At 51.2% G+C, this 20,715-nt stretch carries 16 protein-coding genes; 12 read left to right on the forward strand and 4 right to left on the reverse strand.

Going from position 1 to position 20,715, the window contains the following annotated elements; genetic code table 11:
- Positions 1-47: 47 nt before the first annotated feature.
- The 11 genes from BLV85_RS01730 (at position 48) to BLV85_RS01780 (ending at position 17,336) form a co-directional block, all read left to right on the forward strand.
- Positions 48-2,432: a penicillin acylase family protein gene (locus BLV85_RS01730; RefSeq protein ID WP_090411491.1), complete on the forward strand. Its 2,385-nt coding sequence runs from the start codon at positions 48-50 to the stop codon at positions 2,430-2,432.
- A 15-nt stretch (positions 2,433-2,447) separates the two neighbouring features.
- Positions 2,448-2,942, forward strand: coding sequence for a cytochrome c (locus BLV85_RS01735; protein ID WP_090411493.1), 495 nt, complete (start codon positions 2,448-2,450; stop codon positions 2,940-2,942).
- 312 nt (positions 2,943-3,254) lie between these two features.
- The gene (locus BLV85_RS01740; RefSeq protein ID WP_090411594.1) at positions 3,255-4,616 is read left to right on the forward strand and encodes an IS110 family RNA-guided transposase; all 1,362 of its coding nucleotides are present in this window, start codon (positions 3,255-3,257) and stop codon (positions 4,614-4,616) included.
- Between the two features lie 320 nt (positions 4,617-4,936).
- Positions 4,937-6,289: a PEP-CTERM-box response regulator transcription factor gene (gene prsR / locus BLV85_RS01745; protein ID WP_090411495.1), complete on the forward strand. Its 1,353-nt coding sequence runs from the start codon at positions 4,937-4,939 to the stop codon at positions 6,287-6,289.
- A 192-nt stretch (positions 6,290-6,481) separates the two neighbouring features.
- On the forward strand, positions 6,482-8,062 hold the full coding sequence (locus tag BLV85_RS01750) for an acyl-CoA ligase (AMP-forming), exosortase A system-associated (protein ID WP_090411497.1): 1,581 nt from the start codon (positions 6,482-6,484) through the stop codon (positions 8,060-8,062).
- Between the two features lie 2 nt (positions 8,063-8,064).
- Positions 8,065-9,300 (forward strand): pyridoxal-dependent decarboxylase, exosortase A system-associated, encoded by a 1,236-nt coding sequence (locus BLV85_RS01755; protein ID WP_090411501.1) that lies wholly within the window; start codon positions 8,065-8,067, stop codon positions 9,298-9,300.
- Positions 9,301-9,765: 465 nt separating this feature from the next.
- Complete coding sequence (locus BLV85_RS01760; protein WP_090411503.1) at positions 9,766-11,619, forward strand: asparagine synthetase B family protein; 1,854 nt, start codon at positions 9,766-9,768, stop codon at positions 11,617-11,619.
- A gap of 288 nt (positions 11,620-11,907) precedes the next feature.
- The gene (locus BLV85_RS01765; protein ID WP_090411505.1) at positions 11,908-12,699 is read left to right on the forward strand and encodes a PEP-CTERM/exosortase system-associated acyltransferase; all 792 of its coding nucleotides are present in this window, start codon (positions 11,908-11,910) and stop codon (positions 12,697-12,699) included.
- A 6-nt stretch (positions 12,700-12,705) separates the two neighbouring features.
- Positions 12,706-13,176, forward strand: a complete 471-nt coding sequence (locus BLV85_RS01770; protein ID WP_245725040.1) for a type 2 periplasmic-binding domain-containing protein — start codon at positions 12,706-12,708, stop codon at positions 13,174-13,176.
- Entirely contained in the window at positions 13,142-14,395 is a 1,254-nt protein-coding gene (locus BLV85_RS01775) for a hypothetical protein (protein WP_245725041.1), read from the forward strand. The genes BLV85_RS01770 and BLV85_RS01775 overlap by 35 nt, the downstream gene beginning before the upstream one ends.
- A gap of 10 nt (positions 14,396-14,405) precedes the next feature.
- Positions 14,406-17,336, forward strand: a complete 2,931-nt coding sequence (locus BLV85_RS01780; RefSeq protein ID WP_090411509.1) for a bifunctional diguanylate cyclase/phosphodiesterase — start codon at positions 14,406-14,408, stop codon at positions 17,334-17,336.
- Between the two features lie 98 nt (positions 17,337-17,434).
- Here BLV85_RS01780 and BLV85_RS15060 read toward each other — a convergent pair whose 3' ends face one another.
- Entirely contained in the window at positions 17,435-17,578 is a 144-nt protein-coding gene (locus BLV85_RS15060) for a hypothetical protein (RefSeq protein ID WP_176973892.1), read from the reverse strand.
- A gap of 837 nt (positions 17,579-18,415) precedes the next feature.
- Between BLV85_RS15060 and BLV85_RS01785 the strand changes: the two genes are divergently transcribed.
- Positions 18,416-18,628, forward strand: a complete 213-nt coding sequence (locus BLV85_RS01785; protein ID WP_090411511.1) for a hypothetical protein — start codon at positions 18,416-18,418, stop codon at positions 18,626-18,628.
- A gap of 51 nt (positions 18,629-18,679) precedes the next feature.
- Here the strand turns inward: BLV85_RS01785 and BLV85_RS01790 are convergent, their stop codons facing one another.
- The 3 genes from BLV85_RS01790 to BLV85_RS01800 are packed head-to-tail and all read right to left on the reverse strand — an operon-like array spanning position 18,680 to position 20,697.
- Positions 18,680-19,096 carry an OsmC family protein gene (locus BLV85_RS01790; RefSeq protein WP_090411513.1) on the reverse strand — a complete coding sequence of 139 codons (417 nt, stop codon included), beginning with the start codon at positions 19,094-19,096 and terminating at the stop codon, positions 18,680-18,682.
- Between the two features lie 35 nt (positions 19,097-19,131).
- Positions 19,132-20,190 carry a DNA polymerase III subunit delta gene (holA, locus tag BLV85_RS01795; RefSeq protein ID WP_090411515.1) on the reverse strand — a complete coding sequence of 353 codons (1,059 nt, stop codon included), beginning with the start codon at positions 20,188-20,190 and terminating at the stop codon, positions 19,132-19,134.
- A 12-nt stretch (positions 20,191-20,202) separates the two neighbouring features.
- Positions 20,203-20,697 (reverse strand): LPS-assembly lipoprotein LptE, encoded by a 495-nt coding sequence (locus tag BLV85_RS01800; RefSeq protein WP_090411517.1) that lies wholly within the window; start codon positions 20,695-20,697, stop codon positions 20,203-20,205.
- Positions 20,698-20,715: the final 18 nt, after the last annotated feature.

Genomic DNA, 20,715 nt, shown 5'->3' on the forward strand with positions numbered 1-20,715 from the left:
GTCATGCCTTTCAGCTTGTTCAACCTGATATTCCAAAGTGTGACAACATGTTGCGCAGACTTCTGATCTTTTTGTTTGCCCTGGCGATGGCCAGTCTGGTCCTCATCTGGCTACTCCTGCAAGGCAGTCTACCCGCTTATGAAGGGAAGCACCCCCTTGCTGGCCTGCTCAGCACCGTAGCAGCCGAGCGAGATGCGTTGGGCAGTGTTACCTTGCGCGCCGAAAACCGTTCCGATCTGGCGCGCAGCCTGGGTTTCATTCATGCGCAAGAACGTTTCTTCGAAATGGATCTGCTGCGTCGTCAAGCTGCGGGCGAACTGGCGGAACTATTTGGTGCTGTGGCATTACCGGCTGATCGCAGAAATCGCGCACACCGCATGCGGGCGCGTGTCCGTGCCATGCTGGCGGAATTACCCGATGATCAGCGTGACCTGCTCGCTGCTTATCGGGATGGCGTCAATCAAGGACTGGACAGCTTGCAGGTACGCCCATTCGGATACCTGCTGACACAAACCACTCCGCACCCCTGGCGCAGCGAGGACAGTTTGTTAGTCGTCATAGCGATGTACATGACACTGCAGGAGGGCAGTATTGATCGCGAGCTGGGGCTTTCAGTCATGCATGCGGCGTTGCCGGAGTCAGCCTATCGGTTTCTGGTTGCCAGTGGCGGTGAATGGGATGCGCCGCTGAATGGCAACAAATTCAAATGGCCCCCTCATCCTGCAATGACTGATATCGATTTGCGCGCACTCGATCAGCATCTTATCCAGGACATAGATTTTGAGGAAGTGCCTGCTGCGGGCAGCAATAGCTTTGCCGTGGCGGGAGAGCTGGCGACAAATGGCGCATTGGTAGCAAACGATCTACATTTGCCCTTACGAGCACCCAGTTTATGGTTCCGCACGCGCCTGATTTATCCAGACCCCGCGCAACCGCACCAAAGCATTGATATTAACGGTGTCAGTCTGCCTGGTACCCCGGCCATAGTTGTTGGCGCCAATCGGCATATCGCATGGGGCTTTACCAATGCGTATGGGGATTTTGCCGATTGGGTGAGAATCACGCTTGATCCAGCCGACGCCTCCCGTTACTACAATCATGGCCAGTGGAAAACCCTCTCGACCCAGCGGGAAACATTGCGCGTAAACGGTGCGCCTGATGAAACGCTGGAAATCCATGAAACGGAATGGGGACCCATCCTGGCCAGGGATCATGACGGCGCACCGCTGGCACTGGCCTGGGCAGCACACCGGCCAGGCGCCGTCAATCTCGACCTCATCGAACTTGAACGGACGACCAGTGCCGACCAAGCCGCCACCATCGCACAGAAAGCAGGCATTCCGGCACAAAATTTCATTGTCGGTGATCGACAGGGGAACATTGCCTGGACAATCGGTGGCCGCATACCTGCACGCATGGGTGACTACGACTTCAGTCTACCGGCAAACTGGGGCAGCCAGCCAATCGGTTGGAATGGCTGGCTTGACCACACGCATTACCCGCTGATCAAGAACCCGCCGGGCATGCGCCTCTGGAATGGAAACTCGAGAATGATCGATGGTGATTTGCTTGATCGGCTGGGTGACGGTGGTTATGAACTGGGCGCACGCAGTAAGCAAATCCGTGACCAATTGCATGCACGCGACCATTTTTTGCCCACTGATCTGCTCGCAATTCAACTGGATAGCCGCGCACTGCTGCTCACCCGCTGGAAACACTTGCTTGAGCAAACGCTACAAAATACGCCTTCCACTGCAGTTTGGCGCGTGGAAATAGAGCAAGCGTTGCGCGACTGGGATGGCCAGGCCTCGCCCCACTCTGTCGCCTACCGGGTCGTTCGCGATTTTCGTCATGAGGTCATGAGACACACATTGAGCGGCTTTACCGCCATGATCAAACTGAAATTTCCAGATTTCATGCCCCCACGCTTGAGCCAGGCCGAGCATGCCGTGTGGAAACTGATTGAACAGCAACCACCACACTTGCTGCCACCTGGCCACGACAATTGGAATGGCTTGCTGGCAGCATGCGCAAAACATATTGCGAAACAAATGCTAACCCGGCCTGGCGGCATTGCCGCGCACACTTGGGGAGAGCAGAATACCGCTGAAATCCGGCATCCACTCAGCCGCGCCCTGCCGGCGTGGATCGCAAAGTGGCTGGACATGCCGGCAGATCCCATGCCTGGCGATCACCACATGCCACGTGTGCAAGTGAAAAGCTTCGGCGCCTCACTCCGTTTTGTCGTCACCCCCGGCCAGGAGGAATCCGGATTCTTTCACATGCCTGGCGGGCAAAGCGGCCATCCTCTCTCTCCCTACTATGGCAGCGGCCACCATGACTGGGCAACTGGAAACAGCAGCGCTTTTTTACCAGGTCCACCTGAACGGACACTGCAACTCTATCCCCCGAGTATGATTCCACATCCATAGAAAGGACTATCTCCCATGAAAAAAATCTCTTTGATCGCTACGGGCCTGCTGTCTGTGATGCTCTCCGCTTCCATCCTGGCCAGCGATCCGGATACGCGACAAACACTTCAGCTCAATGCCATGCAGCGGCACCATATCCTCTCCGAAATGCGCGCGCTGTTACAGGGCACGCAGGCGATCATACAGTCACTGAGCGAAGAGGATATGGCGGCAGTCGCCAAGCATGCGCGTGCACTGGGCACAACCATGCCACATAAAGGGGAAAACCATCTTCGCTCGGTGCTGCCCGAAGCTTTCATGAAAATGGGCATGAGTGTACACCATGGCTTTGATCAAATCGCAGCTGAGGCCGAATCCACCAACAATGCGGGTGCCATTCAAAAACGGCTGAGTGATACCATGCAAACCTGTGTCGCTTGTCACGCAGCCTACCAAATTCGGGTCGAGCGCTCCGCCCAGGGCAGCCAGGCGCATCCGCCACATGGCAAGCACAGAAGAGAGGCTGAATAAACCCGGAGTATTCAGTTGCCTGCTATTCTAGATAACCAATAGAATAGCGAAGTAATCGGCCGGATGCCGCAAATCGCGCCGAAGAAACACAAAGTAGCTAGCTTATGGCAAAGTGAGATGTGGCGCTGCAAAAGACCGATATAGCAATGGTGCATATTGCCCGTAGAATAGCGTGGTCATGGGTGACGTTATCGACATTGGTGAATCGACTCGGCGGATTATAGCCGCAGGGACGATATCCCGTTTGAGAGAGTGAGCAAGACAACGTACCCGATGCAGCGCCCCATTTCACAACGAATGATGGAGCAAACCATGCCAAGATGCAATCGCACGATCAAGCTTAAGCCGGGCAAATCGCGGACTGCCCTGACCATCACCCACCCCAATGCAGCCGGCATCGACATTGGCAGCGCCTCTCACTTTGTTGTCGTGCCACCTGACCGGGATGATGAGCCGGTACGGGAGTTTCCGAGTTTCACGGATGATCTTAATGCCTTGGCCGACTGGCTTGACGCCTGCGGCGTAGATACAGTTGCCATGGAATCCACGGGTGTGAACTGGATTCCCTTGTTCGAATTACTGGAGTCGCGCGGTTTCACCGTATTGTTAGTCAACGCACGTCATGTCAAGAACGTCTCGGGCCGTAAATCCGATGTACTTGATTGTCAATGGCTGCAACAGCTCATGACCTATGGCTTGCTTCGTGGCGCATTTCGTCCGTCTGATGAAGTATGTGTATTGCGCTCGCTGTGGCGCCAGCGAGGAATGCTCCTGAAAACCCAGGGGCGTCATGTGCAGCACATGCAAAAAGCGCTTACGCAAATGAATATTCAACTCGCCAACGTTATCTCCGACGTCGTGGGAGAAACAGGGCAGAAGATTCTGCGCGCCATTGTTGCTGGCGAGCGAGATGGGCAGGTATTGGCCGCAATAAAAAATATACGTATCCGCGCCAGCGAGGACGAGATTGCCAAAAGCCTGCAAGGCAACTGGCGTACCGAACACCTGTTTGCGCTTAAACAGGCACTCGCCATGTTCGACTTTATCGGTTTGCAACTGGCCGAGTGTGATCGAGAAATTGAAACCCAATTGAAAAGCTTGCAAGTACATGATGGTGAGCCACCCAAAAGCAAGAAGCGCAGTCGTCCCCGCAACGCACCAAAGTTTGATCTACGTACGCAACTGTACAGGATGTGTGGCGTAGATCTCACGCGCATTGATGGTATCGATGTCACTACCGCACTCGCGGTAATCTCTGAGACCGGAGCAGACATGACCCGTTTTACAACGGTCGGCCGTTTCACGAGTTGGCTGGGACTGTGTCCGGGTACCAAGATTACCGGCGGCAAAGTGATGAGCGGCAAGACCAAACGGGTAACCAACCGCGCGGCCCAAGCCTTGAAGCTGGCCGCGGCGGCATTGCGCAGCAGCAAATCTGCGCTAGGTGCGTACTTCCGAAGAATGTGTGCGCGCATGGACAAGCCCAAAGCTGTGACTGCGGCTGCACACAAACTGGCGCGGCTAATTTACACGATGCTCACTAAAGGTGAGGAATATACCGATCGAGGCCAGGATTATTACGAGGAACGATACCGCCAGCGTGTATTGCGGAATCTGGCTCATCGTGCTGAGGAAATGGGAATGAAACTCGTTGTTAATGAAAATCTATCTTAAATATGTTGTGTTAAATCAGTTGCTTGGGAGGTGTTTCTTGAGAGCATTAACTGCTGGAGAAAACGCTTAGGCACCTGAAAGCGTTGCAAGGATTTTTGATCCTTAGGGCTCGATAATGAAAATAACGGGCCCTTACGTAAACGTCTTATCCTATGCGTTTATACACCGGCAGAGGAATTTCCCCGCTTGCAAACAGGATTCAACCATTAATTTTCATGGAAACATGTCGATAAAACTTACACACCGTTTCAACAAACATTGAAGCGCTTCTGCAAAATCGCCATGTTGGCTGGCGCTACACGATTTCTTACAGCATGAAAATGAACAAGGACTCAAAAAAACTGCTCGTAGTGGAAGATGACCCAGGGCTACAAAAACAATTACGCTGGAGCTTCGATAATTGTGAGGTGATTGTCGCATCTGACCGGGAAAGCGCGCTTGCGCAAGTTCGCCGGCATGAGCCAGCAGTCGTCACCATGGACCTCGGTCTGCCCCCTGATCCAGATGGCGCATCGGAAGGCTTGGCCACGCTTCAGCAAATTCTGGCACTGACACCCGATATCAAAGTCATTGTTTTAACAGGCAACCAGAATCGCGCCAATGCTCTAAAAGCGATAGACCTGGGGGCCTACGATTTTCATCAAAAACCTTTTGATGCCAGCGTTCTGAACCTGATCGTGGATAGAGCCTTCTATCTGCACCAGTTACAACGCGAAAATCGGAAGTTGCTCCAATCATGCTCGGCTTCGCCGATTTCGGATTTCATCACCGGCGATCCCAACATGATCAAAATATGCCAGCAAATCGAACGGGTTGCTTCGTCCGATGTGACAGTGACACTGCTCGGAGAAAGCGGGACTGGCAAGGAAGTACTGGCCAAAGCACTGCATCAACTCAGCAATAGAAAAAAGAAACGCCTGATAGCGGTCAATTGTGCAGCCATCCCTGAAACATTGCTGGAGGCAGAGCTGTTTGGTTATGAAAAAGGCGCCTTTACCGGCGCCGCCAAACAAACTCCGGGCAAAATCGAGCTGGCCCAGGAGGGTACATTTTTTCTGGATGAAGTCGGTGATCTGCCCCTCTCGTTACAGGCCAAGCTATTGAGATTCCTGCAAGAACGCGTAATTGAACGTGTAGGAGGAAGAGAAGAAATTCCAATGGATGTGCGTATTGTCTGCGCAACACATCGGGATTTGCGGGCAATGATCGGGAGCGGCACGTTCCGCGAGGATTTATATTACCGTTTATGCGAAATCAGCATCCCGATTCCCGCCTTGCGGGATCGTGTCGGTGATGCCATCTTGCTTGCCCATCACTTCAAAAATCAGTTCTATGCCAAAGAAAAGCGTCAGTCATTGAATTTCAGTCAGGACGCACTGGATGCGATTGATAGCCACCACTGGCCGGGTAACGTGCGTGAAATCGAAAACTGCATCAAACGCGCGGTCATCATGGCAGAAGGCCCTCAAATCACGGCAGAGGACCTGGGATTACAGCCAGCAAACGTTTCTTCGCAACCCGCGACGCTGCGCGAAGCCCGGGACAAGGTCGAATGCGAAACCCTGGTCAAGGCATTAGCCAGAGTAGATGGCAATATCGCCAGGGCTGCCGAGCTACTGGGCGTCACCCGGCCCACGCTCTATGACTTGATGAACCGGCATGGACTCAAGTAAATGACGGAATATCAGCACCCTCTGTTCGGCAAACTGGACCGGATATAATGCATCTGCTTCGAGCTCATACAGCAAGTGCCAGTGCATCAGGCAAATACGTCACGGCACTTGCGATAATGCGCCTTTTTCAATATAACATTTATTTTCAACAATGATTTACGGGGCAAGACTGCCAGTCAACAATCCAATGATATGCCTAATCTTTTTCACGAACTGATTTACCAATCCGCCGAGAGAGGCGCGCAATCCGATGCGCTGATTGACCACAAGCAACATATGGACTATCCAACGCTGGCCGGTGCGGTTCAATCGACCGCCGGCGCCCTGCAAGCGTTGGGATTCAAGCGCGGGGAACGTCTGGCGGTCTACCTGGAAAAACGATTCGAAACGGTCATCGCCTTGTTTGGCGCATCTGCCGCAGGCGGGGTATTCGTCCCGATCAACCCATTGCTCAAAGCTGAACAAGTCTCTTATATTCTCAATGACTGCAATGTCAGGATACTGGTCACTTCCGCCGAACGGCTGGCGTTACTCAAATCGGTGCTGCCAAACTGCCATGATTTACAAAGAATAATCGTAGTGGGCGAGACAAAAGAATGGCCGTTGATTGCCGGACTGGAAATCGTGCACTGGCAGCAGCTGCAAAAACCATTTGGAATGATGTATGCCCCGCACTGTATCGATAGTGATATGGCCGCGATTTTATATACTTCCGGCAGCACAGGCAAACCGAAGGGCGTGGTGCTCTCTCACCGCAATCTTGTAACCGGCGCCAAAAGTGTTTCTCAATACTTACGCAATCACGCTGAAGACCGAATCCTTGCTGTCCTGCCGCTCAGTTTCGATTATGGCCTGAATCAATTGACAACTGCTTTCCATGTCGGGGCAACCAGCATCCTCATGAACTATCTGCTCCCACGTGATATTCTCACGCTTATCAAAAAGCAGCATGTCAGCGGATTGGCGGCAGTGCCGCCGCTATGGACACAGCTTTCACATCTGGACTGGCAGGATATCAAGACTCTGCGCTACATTACCAACTCGGGTGGCGCCATGCCGCGCTCGACTTTGGCACGTCTGCGGAGCGCCCTGCCCAATACACAAGTCTTTCTGATGTATGGTTTAACCGAGGCCTTCCGGTCAACCTATCTGCCGCCGGAACAAATAGACAAACGCCCCGATTCCATGGGCAAGGCCATTCCCAACGTTGAAGTCATGGTTTTGCGAGAGGATGGCTCCCACTGTGCGCCAGGCGAACCCGGCGAACTTGTCCATCGTGGCCCGCTCGTTTCAATGGGTTATTGGAACGATGCCGACAAAACGGCGGCCTGTTTCCGTTCACTCACACCGCGTCAACCTGGCCTGACCATACCGGAGCTTGCAGTGTGGTCAGGCGATACGGTACGCATGGATGAAGAAGGCTATTTATACTTTATCGGCCGCCGCGATGACATGATCAAGACCTCCGGCTATCGCGTCAGCCCGACCGAAGTCGAAGAAGTGATTTACGCAACCGAAAAAGTGATCGAGGCCGCGGCTTTTGGCGTGCCGCATCCTGCGCTCGGTCAGGCCATCGTCGTCGTTGCAGTACCCAAGGAAAACCTCGATGTGTCACCAGAGATTTTACTGGCTGCTTGCAAAAAACACTTGCCCGCGTTCATGTTGCCCAGCCTCATCGAATTGAGGCAAGCCAGCCTGCCGCGCAATCCAAATGGAAAAATTGACCGCAAAAGTCTCGCCACGGTATTTGAACAAGCTTTCATCACAGCATAAACATGAAGACCACCCATCCTCAACACGCACCCATGACCCAATTTCCCGTGCAGGATCACTGTCTGGTCATTGGCGATATGCCTCTCACACGCCTGGCCCAGCGAGTCGGATCCACGCCTTTTTACGCTTATGACCGGCAACTGATTACCACCCGCGTCAATTCCCTGAGGCAGCACTTGCCCCCCAACATACACCTGCATTACGCAATGAAGGCCAATCCCATGCCAGCTGTTGTACAGCATCTGGCAAACCTGGTTGATGGCATTGATGTGGCCTCTGTTGGAGAAATGCAGGTGGCACTCAATGCAGGCGTCTCTCCCGAGAACATCAGTTTTGCAGGGCCTGGCAAAAGCCGGCAGGAACTCGCCTGCGCCATTGCTGCCGGGATCATTCTGAACGTGGAATCGGAAACCGAACTGGAACAAATCGCCGAACTGGCCCATGCAACGGGGTTTCACCCCAAAGTGGCCATACGCGTCAATCCCGACTTCGAGTTAAAAGCATCCGGTATGAAGATGGGGGGAGGATCCAAACAGTTCGGTATTGACGCTGAACGCGTTCCTGCGGTCCTGAACCGTATCGCAGCACTGAAGCTGGCGTTTGAAGGACTGCATATCTTCAGCGGCTCTCAGAATCTCAAGGTAGACGCAATCCAGGAAGCGCATGAAAAAACCCTGCAGCTTGGCTTGCAACTGGCCTCGATCTCACCCATGCCAGTTCGGCACATCAATATCGGCGGCGGATTTGGTATCCCCTATTTTCCCGGAGATACGCCGCTTGACCTGAGTGCAGTAGGGGCCAACCTGGGCCAGTTGCTAATGGCAATCAAACCCCGATTGCCAGACACTCGGTTTGTGATCGAGCTGGGTCGCTATATCGTTGCGGAAGCAGGCATTTATGTCTGCCAGGTACTCGAAAAGAAAATATCGAGAGAACAAATATTTTTGGTGACGAACGGCGGCCTGCATCATCATCTGGCCGCATCTGGCAACTTTGGCCAAGTGATCCGTAAAAATTACCCGGTTGCTGTCGGAAACAAAATGCACCTGACCGAAACCGAAATAGCTTCAGTGGTCGGACCGCTCTGCACACCGCTGGATTTACTCGCTGACCGGATGAAGCTGTCCAAGGCCGAACCAGGAGACTTCATTGTCATCTTTCAGTCCGGTGCCTATGGACTGACTGCCAGCCCCACCTCTTTTCTTAGCCACCCGCCCCCAATGGAAGTTTTAGTTTAGGGCTCGTTAATGAATAACTTGGGCATACGTTGTTACGTATTCGGGAAAGATGCAAGGCGCGAGGCAAAGCCGAATGGTCGTTCCATTCGCAAGTCTCGCAACGCCGCAGATACCCGAATACGCAACAACCCTTCGGGCTGGGGTCGCTTTTGGCGCAGACCGGCGCTGCAAGCCACTTGTTGTGAATGACACAACGGCGTGTCCTGCGCCTTGGTCTGCGCCAAAAGCGACCCCAGCGTATGCTCAAGTTATTTATTAACGAGCCCTTAAGCAACTGAGAACACTTTGACCACGCTTCTCTGAACAACAAACCGGGCATACTCACTACTGTTCTCTGTCTGCCAGGGAAGCTCGTATAATGCTAGAAATGATTGTTATAAAAAGCATAAATTGTTATTTTCTGGGACACCCAGGAAAACTGACTTAACCGTCATATCAAATAGATAATAAAGACAAGGAGATGACATGAGCGGCATATGTGGTTGGCTGGTAGCGGGCTCCACAGCGACCGAGAATCAGCAGATCAGCGAACGCATGCGCAATCCACTGATTCGTTTCGATGGCAGCCCTGCACAAACCATCGCCAAAAATAATTTTGCGCTGACAGTTGCCGCAAAACCCAGCCATGCGCATCTGCATGAGGCAAACGGTCTGGCAGTAGGTGTATGGGGCAGAATAACATTCAGGGATAAGACGTTACAGGACCGCGCACAAGCAAAAGGCATTGCCGTGGTCCTGGCCGAGCAATGGCGTCAGAACAGAGAGAAAATATTCTCAGAAGTTACCGGAGAATTCGTCTGCAGCATTGTGGACAGCGATTTGCAAGAAGTGGTGCTTACCACCGATCCCTTGGGCACGCGCACGCTCTACTATCAAGTGCTGAATCAAGGTATTTTGTTCGGCACATCTACCGATGCCTTGCTTGGCCATCCACAAGCCAATTCACAAATCGATCCGCAAGGGCTGTTCAACTATCTGTATTTCCACATGATCCCGGGGCCCGGTACTATTTATCAGGCACAGAATCGTCTGCTACCCGGTGAGTTTCTGCACTTCCAGGCCGGTCGCGTTGAGCGCAAGCGTTATACGCATGTGAAATTCGACGAAGACTTGAATCGCCCCTTCCCTGACCTCAAACAAGAATTCCTATCGCTGCTCAAAGAAAGCATCAGAGAAGTGACACAACATCAGCGAGTCGGCGCTTTTCTGAGTGGAGGGACCGACAGTTCGACCGTGGCTGGCATACTGACGGAAATATCCGGCGTGCCTGCCAAGACCTACTCGATCGGCTTTGAAGCGACGGGTTACGATGAAATGCATTATGCGCGTATTGCAGCCCGCCATTTTTCGACCGATCATCATGAATACTATGTCACCCCTGACGATGTGGTCGCGACCATCCCTAAAATTGCCGCCATCTTCGATCAGCCATTTGGCAATGCCTCGGCCATACCCGCCTATTATTGCGCACGCATGGCGAAAGCAGATGGGCTCGATTTATTGCTTGGCGGTGATGGAGGCGATGAATTGTTTGGTGGAAATGAACGCTATGCCAAACAACATATTTTCTCGCTCTACGAAAAGATTCCAGCGTCGCTGAGAAACAAGCTGCTGTCACCACTGCTGCTATCCATCCCTCCCGATATTGGCCTGAGTCTTGCCCGCAAAGCACGCAGCTATGTGGCGCAAGCAACTGTCCCCATGCCGCACAGAATGGAGACCTATAATTTGCTGATGCGTTATGGATTCGAAACGGTATTTTCCCCGGAGTTTCTCGCTCAAATCAACCCGCAGCAGCCTGCCACAATGCTCGAGCAAACTTACCATGAGATCGAGGCACGCAGTTTAATCAATCGCATGCTTGCGTTCGACTGGAAATTCACACTCGCGGACAACGACCTCCCCAAGGTTGTGCAAGCCTGCCAGCTGGCGGGTATGGAAGTCGCTTTTCCACTTATCAGTGATCAAATCACCGCTTTTTCTTGTAAATTGCGGCCCCAGCAGAAACTCAAAGGTACTCAGTTACGCTATTTCTTCAAGCAGGCATTACGCGGCTTTTTACCGGATGAAATCATTGCCAAGCAAAAACATGGCTTTGGCTTGCCATTCGGTGTCTGGCTGCAATCGCACAAACCTTTGAGAGAAATCGCTGCAGACAGTCTGAGCGATCTAAAATCACGCCATATCGTGCGTCCGGATTTCATTGATCAGCTACTTGATCAGCACTTGCAGGAACATGCAAGCTACCATGGCACCATGGTATGGCTGTTGATGATGATGGAATACTGGCACAAGCAACACCTCTCACGATCAAATTGATAATTTGATTGATTTTCTTTTATCTCTGCTATCAAATCATGATAGATTGCAAGAATTAATTTTATGTCTCATTATGACGACATATTAATTGAGGAACAAACGCTGATCATGCCATGGGTATGTCAGGCATATGCGTAGTTGATCAAACTGCCAGCCCTGAGATAAAAAAATAAAGGCAAATCACGAACATATTCACTGAATTGAAACCGGGTCTGCATCATACAATAGAGTTTACTCAGTCTGAATCTATCGATTTCATTTTAAATCATACTTCGCCAAGAGAGCGTCATGAACGATATCGAAGCAGCTTTCCATCAATATTTTGAAATCGTAACCGCTGATACCGAAGAGTTGCTTAAAGAAGTTTTTAACTTACGCTTTCGAATTTTGTGTGTGCATAACATCATCCCGGGTTTCAACAGCTCAAATTACCCCGAAGAATTGGAAAGTGATGAGTACGATAAACGTTCGGTTCATATTTTGCTACGCCACCGGCCAACCGGAATTTTTTTAGGGACCGCACGGCTCATCCTTCCCGACAGAGAACATCTTCACAAAAAATTCCCGACTGAATTGCATACCCGTTTTTTTCCAGGCTTTGCTCTAAACGAAACATCCCGTCAGCATACGGCCGAAATATCACGCTTCGCTGTTCTCAGCGACTTCTTCAGACGCAGAAGCAAGCTCCATATGCCCTCCCAATCTACCAATCCAGCACACAAGCGCCAGGAACGTCGGCGTTGTCCTCACCCGTCACTGGGACTCGCGGTTGGGATTATCAAGCTATGTGCGCAGCACAATATCTATTACTGGCTCTCATCCATGGATCCTGCCTTGAATAGGTTGCTAGGGTTTTACGGTTTACAGCTCAACCCTATCGGCCCATCGATCCATTATCATGGCATCCGCAGTCCTTACCATGCTTGTTTGTTCGATGTACTGGACAGAATGCACCGGGACCATAGAGCCATTTGGGAACTCGTCACAGACCATGGGAAAATTTGGCCCATTGATCTCACATCGATACGTGCTAATTGGTTACCAGAATCCAATACTCATTACATCCGCGCGTCTCGATAATCATCATTGATACGATTGATTGTGACGGAAATTCTTGACTGCTGCCAACGACGCATCTTTTTGCTGATGCTGCTGGCCAGTTTCTTCTTCGTCGGTAATGTCTTGCCGGCCGACAATACAGTCGAGACCGTCGTTCATCCAAGCGTCAACACTGAACAGCTTTCCAAAAACTTGTTGCGTTCCATTTTCGGCATGCGCTTGAGAACATGGCAGGATGGTCTGCCGATCAGGGTTTTTGTCCTGCCTGACGATGCACCGTTACACAGCCTGTTTGCCAAACGGAAGCTCAATATTTTTCCGTATCAGTTGCGCGCCGCCTGGGACCGTTTGATTTTCTCCGGAACCGGTCAGGCGCCGATCACAGTGCAGTCGGAAGAAGAAATGCGGCTGCGTGTTTCGACCACACCGGGAGCAATTGGTTATTTAAGTGGAACCCAGATTGATGATAGCGTCCAAATTGTCCATGTCGACCAATAACTATAAAACCTCCGTCACGGCCGTGTTGGGCTGTACAGCACTGGTCTGCGCCCTTTCATCCCCCAAAAGCCATGCCGACGAGCATCCGGATTCAGACCATCTAAATCAGCTGCGCGTACACGGATTTCTCAGCCAAGGCTATGTCAAAACGAACAAGAACAACTTTTTTGGCAAAAGTACGGGGGATGGCAGTTTTGATTTCCGGGAAATCGGCCTAACCGCATCACTGCGTCCACTATCAAAGCTGCAACTGTCTGGGCAATTACTGCACCGCAGCGCAGGTGAAGGCAGCAGGGGCGGTATCCGCATCGATTTCGGGTTTCTCGATTACAATTTTATCAATACGCCCGACACAGAGTTTGGCATGCGTCTGGGCCGCATGAAAAATCCATTGGGATTCTATAACGATACGCGCGATGTACCCTTTACCCGCCCGAGCATACTGCTACCCCAGTCGATTTACTTTGATCGCACGCGTAATCTTGCACTGGCTTCGGATGGCGCCCAGCTTTATGGAGAATCACGCGCAGACTGGGGCAATATTACTGCTCAATTCGGCACGGTGTTCCCGCAAGTAGACGATCGCGACACCGAAGTAGCCATTCTTCACCGTAGGCGACCAGGAGATCTTGAGACAAAACTTTCCTATATCGGCCGAATAGCTTATGAACAGGTTGACGGGCGGTTCCGATTAGCAGTCAGTGGCGCTCAGGTCAATGCAGGCTATGATCCGGCGATTGATGATGAGCTGGCCTCGGGTTCATTCAAATTCACGCCATTGATACTATCCGCACAATATAATGCAGAGAAATGGAGCATAACCTCAGAGTACGCACTACGCATGTTTCGTTGGAAAAATTTTGATCACCCACTAATTGATCAAAAACTGACAGGCGAAAGTATTTATGTCCAGGGAATCTATCGCTTTTTCCCCAACTGGGAAGCCGTACTGCGCTATGATTTACTATTTACTGACAGGAAAGACCGGGATGGACAGAAATTTCACATGCAGACCAACCGTCAGCTCCCGGCACATAGCCGGTTCGCCAAGGATCTAACTTTTGGTTTACGTTGGAATGCCACACCCGCCATTATGCTAAGCGCCGAATATCATCGAATCAATGGTACCGCTTGGCTCTCGCCGTTGGATAACCCTGATCAATCCATCACCGGAAGGAATTGGAATCTGTTTGCTTTCCAGGCTTCCTACCGATTCTGATCATCGCCCTATGAAACAGGTTATTTCCGAGAACCCGATCGCTTCAACAAAAACCAGTCCTCAGCCATCCCGGGCATTCGTGGGCTTGAGCTGGAAAATTTCCACATTGAGCAGCCTGATTCTGTTGCTCGTGGTGACGACATTCAGCGTCATTAACTACCAGAGTCTGCTGGACAGCATCGAACAGCAAAGGGAGACGCAATACCAGCGCTATGCCAGGGAAGTTGAGAGCCTGATCGGACGCAGCGCAGAAAATTTACATGAGCTGATCCAAATCATTCCTTACTTGAAAGGTATGGAAAACAGCTTGCTGGCGGCAAATCCGGAGCAAATATACGCAAACTTTGATCGCTACTGGACGCTCTTCCAGATCCAGAACGACATAGAAGATGTACGTTTTTATGATGCGTCCGAATCGCTGTTGACAAGCTGGAGCAATTTTGAAGCCAATGGTTACCGGGACAATCTCATACTTGAGCATGTCCGGGAGGTCAATTCACGCGAGCAACCTGCTACCCCAATGATCTGTGTTGAAAGTTGCACGCAATATACCATCGAACCGCTTCTGATCAATGGCACGCGGGTTGGCGTAATTGCCATCGGTTCATCGCTGATTGACGTATTCCTCAATTTCAGGCGCGCATCGGGTTCCGATATCGGCTTATTCATCAAGCAAAGGGATAATGCCTACGCCCCCCCCTCAGACACCGACATGCATATCCCGGAATGGAACGTGCGCATTACTGCGCTAACGGACAGCAAAAGAAATCTTGCCATTCTGAACAAGGTAGCAAAAAAACACCCCGATCTTGAAAACATCGGGCAAGGCATACAGAACAAATGGAATGACCGGCATCACCAGATCAGATTGTTGCCCCTGCATGGCATCCGCGCCTCCGATCAGGCACAACTGGTCATCATCACTGAAGTCACCGACACTGTTCAGGCAATCAAGGACTCTATCTGGCGCATAGTCATTATTGGCCTGATTGGACTCGTACTCTCCGAAATCATCCTATTCAGCGTACTCTCCCGGCCGCTTTCCCGGCTCAAGCATCTGGTATCCATTCTGCCACTGCTGGCTGGCGGTGGTTTTGGCGGCTTTCGCAGTGCGCTCGCCTCCCATCAACGTAAACGCCTGTTGGAAGATGAAATCGATCTGCTGTACGATGCGTCGTTGACGCTTTCCCATCGACTCGAGAAACTGGAAAAACAAGTCGCCTATCGCACCAAGATGCTTATCAACCAGCGAGACGAGCTCAGCAAGGAAAAGGATTTCATCGAGAATCTGCTGGATACTGCGCAGGTCATTGTTCTTACACAAGACGCCGATGGAAAAATAGTCATGCTGAATGCTTACGGCGAGATGCTGACGCGCTACAGCGAGCAGGAACTGCAAGGCAGATATTTCCTGGAACTACTGGCGCCCGACAGCGAACATTATAATCTGGATGCGCATATGCTGGAAATCCGGCAGGGGCACCGCGACCAGTTGCGGCACGAAGCCGTAGTACTATGCAAGGATGATTCAAAACGACATATCGCCTGGCTGCATTCGCGCTTAACCTGGCATGCAGGGGAAGATCCTTCCATGATCTTATCGGTAGGTCTCGATATCACTGAATACAAACGCGTGGAAGGTCATTTGGCATGGCTGGCTGATCACGACCCATTGACCAATCTATATAACCGGCGCCGTTTCAGCGAAGAGCTGGAACAGATTCTCAGTTGGGCCGAACGTTATCAACATCCCGGGGCGTTATTATTTTTTGATCTGGACCGGTTTAAATATATCAATGACACCAGCGGCCACCAGGCAGGCGATGCCCTGCTCAAAATGGTATCAGACATGCTTTCTCGCACCATTCGCACAGCAGATATCTCCGGCAGATTGGGTGGAGACGAGTTTGCGGTCATACTGCCAGAAATTACCCCAGAAGCTGCCATCGAGGTGGCCAAAAAAATTCTCAACCGCTTGAGCGAAACACAACTGACGCTCAACGGCAGAACCCACAACATCGCTGCGAGTATCGGGATAGCCCTCTTCCCTGAACATGGCAACAATGTGCATGACCTGCTCGCTGCGGCTGACCTGGCCATGTACCAGGCCAAGGAAACCGGCCGTGGCACCTGGCACTTATTTTCCAATACCGACCAGGCACGTGAACGTGTCCACACACTGGTCTACTGGAAGGAAAAAATCGAGTACGCCAATCTGCACGACCGCTATCAGCTTTATCTGCAACCGATCCTGTCACTGCATGACAAGACGATCCATCATTATGAAGTGCTGCTACGCATGCGGGACGAAGATGGGACGATACATTCACCGGCCGCTTTCATCCCGGCAGCGGAACATACCGGTCTCATCCACAAGATCGACCACATGGTACTCCGCAAAGCGGTAGCACTGGCGAGCAGTATCAATCAGGAAGCAAGGCGGCGAATCGGACTGTCGATTAATTTATCGGCACACGCCTTCAACGACCCGGAATTACTGCCGATTATCAGCCAGACGATTTCGTCTTGTGGCATCGATCCCACGCTATTGATGTTCGAAATTACGGAAACAGCGGCCCTGGATAATTTGCCTGGCACCCGCAGCCTACTGCGCGATCTGAAAAAACTTGGATGTGGATTTGTGCTGGATGATTTTGGGGTCGGCTTTTCATCTTTCTATTATTTGCGGGAATTACCGGTCGATGCTGTCAAGATCGACGGTTCCTTCATTCGCAATCTCGCCAGCAATCCCGATGACAGGATTCTGGTCAGTGCCTTGTGTAGCGTTGCGAAAGGATTTGGCAAGAAAATCACAGCCGAGTTTGTCGAAAACCAGGCCATTCTGGATATGCTGGAGAGCATGGATATTGACTTTGCCCAGGGCTACCATATTGGCAAGCCGGCGCCGGCAGATAACTTCTTCCCTACCTCAAAAAACTAACAGTTCTGCCGCAATCGAATCAAAATAAATTTATACGCCTTGATTGGCCATAAAAAAACCGCCCTAAAAGGGCGGTTAAAGCTTCTTGGTCATATATTTTAATTCTCACTATCACCTACATTATCTGGCATGGAATCACGTTCCATCATCAGGCTTGGAGGATATTGAGCAGGTTTCTCTGCCATGCATGCAGTCAATGAGGATGCTACCAACAATGCAGCCAATACTAAAGTGAGTTTCATTTTGAGTCTCCCTATAGAAATAATTACATGAGTTAATAGTTCTTTTAACAGGTATTACTACCCGATTTTCATTTCAATAAAACCGCATGCTACATACCAGAACATGAATTAATTGTCCAGATAATTTATACCCAACATGAAAAGGAACCTGATTCCTTGATCACATCAACATAAACCCACCGAATCAACTTCCTTCAATTAACTAGTACAGGATTATAATACAAGGGAAAATCAGCTTTTACAACCTACTCTTGAATTTTTTTTATTTTACCCTCCGGCGGATTGAATTGCCCATGCCGCGGCATGGCGTGCAAGCACACCCTGTAATGAATTTATAAGAAACTGTTTGGAAATTTCCATTTTGTGCCCATCTCATCAACGTAGTATCCATGACAGCGATGCACAGTCGCTGAAAAGCATCTGAATGGCCACGGCCCGTTGGGCCTCGCCAAGACGGCAGTCAAGATATGTGTGGCGGTAATTTTTACTGCCCCGTCATTGCGAGCGCAGCGAAGCAATCCAGTCTAACGCCAACCTGGCCTTGATGCCGAATACCTTGCCAGGCAAGCAGCAGGGAAGTGCTCATGGTTTTAGAAAAGCAATACGTATTAAGAAGCTGTTTGGAAATGCTGAACTTGAGTGAACGTGCCCTAGGAAGCTGTCCGAGAATAGACTGATCTACTGCGGACGAACCTGCCAGGCTGGATTTTCCGATCCTTTTCGTTGAATAGAACCACTATTCGCCTCAAATGATCGAAAAATCCCGCTCAGCCAGCTTCGCCCTCGCTACGATCGCTATTCTCGGACAGCCTCCTAATATGACGCATGTGGATACGAATGGTTTTTCCAAACTGCAAGCATCTTGGCAAGCGACTCGGTATCGAAGCCAAGCTGATGTTAGGCTGGATTGCTTCGCTGTGCTCGCAAAGACGGCAGAAAACAATGGCCATCCGCAATTTCAACCGCCGTCTTGGCGAGGCCCAATGGGCCGCGCCATCCAGATGCTTCTCAGTGACAATGCATCACCGCAATGGATATGATTGGGTATGACGTTAAAGAAATGGGCCTATAACGCAAATTTCCAGACTGCTTCTCAGATACTCACTCTGCAATGATTTCATAATCATGCGTAATAGTAACGGTCGCTTTGAGCATCATGGAGGCGGAGCAATATTTCTCAGCAGAAAGGCTGATTGCACGTTCCACCTGGTGGGGATTGAGATCCTTCCCGGTCACGATGAAATGCAAATGAATATGCGTAAAGACTTTTGGATCTTTATCTGCACGTTGCGCATCGATCTCGATCGAGCAATGACTGATCGCCTGCCGCGCCTTGCGCAGAATAAGCACGACATCAAATGCCGTGCATCCGCCCAGCCCCATCAGCATCATTTCCATCGGACGCGGCCCCAGATTCTTCCCGCCAGCCTCCGGTGCGCCATCCATCAATACGGAGTGGCCACTATCAGTTTGCCCAAGGAAGCTGACGCCTTCTTGCCATGCAATTTTTGCTTTCATCAGTATTTTAAAATTTGGCTCGGGGATTGCCGGGTTTAATTAACATGCTGCCCAGGATAACAATCCCCATTATTGTATAAATTACGGTGCCCGGCGAAACGCATTCCCAATTGCAAGAGCGCTTCCCAGGCATCACCCTGTGCCACCCCTTTGATGATACGATCGATATACGCCGCATGCCGGAGTGCGCCCATCAATAATTGCCGGTCAACATGCTGAAGCGTGCGGGCAATCAATTTCTGCTGAGAAGGCCATACCCGCTGCGCCTTCATGATCTGTGCCAGCGGAATGCCGCGCTTGGCATCAACGGCCATGCATACTTTCAATAGCACGCGGATCTGTTCGGCGAGCACTGCCAATATTAATGGCGGTGCGGTACCTTCACCCTGCAGGCCCGATAAAACCCGGCTATAACGCACCATATCAGCCATTAACAATGCTTCGGACAACTTTAAAACATCGTAGCGTGCGACATCCAAAATAGCATTTTTCACTTGTTCGAAGGACAGTCTGCCAGGAGGATAGAGCAATGCGAGCTTCTTGATTTCCTGATGTGCCGCCAACAAGTTGCCTTCCACCTTGTCCACAAAAAATTGCAGAACCTCACGATCAGCCGACTGCCCTTGTCGTTGCAGGCGTTGCGCTATCCAGCCAGCTAGTTGTCCACGTTTAACCAATGGCACCGCAATCACCAGACCTGCATGCTCAAGCGCCTTGAACCATTTGCTCGCCTGACCCTGCCTGTCAACCCCGGGCAGCATCACAAGCGTCACGGTATCGGCCGGCAAATTGTGGCAAAACATCTCGATGGCAGCGCTCCCTTCCCTGCCGGGTTTACCCGTGGGAATATGCAACTCCAGCAGCCGCTGCTCACCAAACAACGATGATTGGCAGCGCCATCGCTTCAGAAGCGCCCAGTCAAAACGCGAGTCCACTGTCAGCACTTCTCGCTCGGCATAGCCCTGGTTGCTCGCCTGGCTGCGTATCTCATCGGCGGTTTCCATGGCCAACAACAGCTCGTCGCCCAGAATCACATACAGTGGCGCAATACCACTCCCAAGCTGTTTGGCTAGATGCTCAGGGTTCAGCTGCATACGACGGGCACACTAACCAGGATTGATGGCTGAAATTTGCCGGATAATCTGCTGTACAGCGTCGTTCTGCATGTCCTTGTACAGCATTTCCTCTTCCGCAACCTTGGCTAACACCTGCGCATCCAAGAAAGGCAGAATGCGCGTCAACCTGATTTCGTTCAGGGTTAACAACTCCGCACCACTGGGATCCAGCAGCCGGGTTGCAACCCGATACCCCAATTCAAATTCGCGCACTCTCCCTCCTCCTGAAAGAGAGAGGATACGCTTTTCATTGATAGCGCTGATTATCTGGATCACCACCTCGGCTTTTTCCATTTTTTTGACCACTTGCGCACGGGTATGGGTATTGATTGCCCGTTCCAAGTCAGAACCTATGGTCAGGCCGGCAGGCGCAGTAATATAAACCCGCTCAAATGGCAGTTCGGCTACTTCCCCCCGTAACTGAAAGCCGCAGGCGGCAAGAGTCGCCACAAGAAAAACCAGCAAAACGAATGATAATCTCGGCATCTGCAGAAACAGTCAGTG

Origin of the sequence: Nitrosomonas halophila, assembly GCF_900107165.1 — a bacterium.
GTDB classification, from domain to species: domain Bacteria; phylum Pseudomonadota; class Gammaproteobacteria; order Burkholderiales; family Nitrosomonadaceae; genus Nitrosomonas; species Nitrosomonas halophila.

What these genes read in the sequence shown, in the direction of transcription:
- BLV85_RS01755 (WP_090411501.1), top strand. Translation starts at nt 8,065, where the DNA reads ATGAAGACCACCCATCCTCAACACGCACCCATGACCCAATTTCCCGTG.
- BLV85_RS01775 (WP_245725041.1), top strand. Translation starts at nt 13,142, where the DNA reads ATGATAGCGTCCAAATTGTCCATGTCGACCAATAACTATAAAACCTCC.
- BLV85_RS01730 (WP_090411491.1), top strand. Translation starts at nt 48, where the DNA reads ATGTTGCGCAGACTTCTGATCTTTTTGTTTGCCCTGGCGATGGCCAGT.
- BLV85_RS01780 (WP_090411509.1), top strand. Translation starts at nt 14,406, where the DNA reads ATGAAACAGGTTATTTCCGAGAACCCGATCGCTTCAACAAAAACCAGT.
- BLV85_RS01790 (WP_090411513.1), bottom strand. Translation starts at nt 19,096, where the DNA reads ATGAAAGCAAAAATTGCATGGCAAGAAGGCGTCAGCTTCCTTGGGCAA.
- BLV85_RS01735 (WP_090411493.1), top strand. Translation starts at nt 2,448, where the DNA reads ATGAAAAAAATCTCTTTGATCGCTACGGGCCTGCTGTCTGTGATGCTC.
- BLV85_RS01750 (WP_090411497.1), top strand. Translation starts at nt 6,482, where the DNA reads ATGCCTAATCTTTTTCACGAACTGATTTACCAATCCGCCGAGAGAGGC.
- BLV85_RS01740 (WP_090411594.1), top strand. Translation starts at nt 3,255, where the DNA reads ATGCCAAGATGCAATCGCACGATCAAGCTTAAGCCGGGCAAATCGCGG.
- holA (WP_090411515.1), bottom strand. Translation starts at nt 20,190, where the DNA reads ATGCAGCTGAACCCTGAGCATCTAGCCAAACAGCTTGGGAGTGGTATT.
- BLV85_RS01765 (WP_090411505.1), top strand. Translation starts at nt 11,908, where the DNA reads ATGAACGATATCGAAGCAGCTTTCCATCAATATTTTGAAATCGTAACC.
- BLV85_RS01760 (WP_090411503.1), top strand. Translation starts at nt 9,766, where the DNA reads ATGAGCGGCATATGTGGTTGGCTGGTAGCGGGCTCCACAGCGACCGAG.
- BLV85_RS15060 (WP_176973892.1), bottom strand. Translation starts at nt 17,578, where the DNA reads ATGAAACTCACTTTAGTATTGGCTGCATTGTTGGTAGCATCCTCATTG.
- prsR (WP_090411495.1), top strand. Translation starts at nt 4,937, where the DNA reads ATGAACAAGGACTCAAAAAAACTGCTCGTAGTGGAAGATGACCCAGGG.
- BLV85_RS01785 (WP_090411511.1), top strand. Translation starts at nt 18,416, where the DNA reads ATGGTTTTTCCAAACTGCAAGCATCTTGGCAAGCGACTCGGTATCGAA.
- BLV85_RS01800 (WP_090411517.1), bottom strand. Translation starts at nt 20,697, where the DNA reads ATGCCGAGATTATCATTCGTTTTGCTGGTTTTTCTTGTGGCGACTCTT.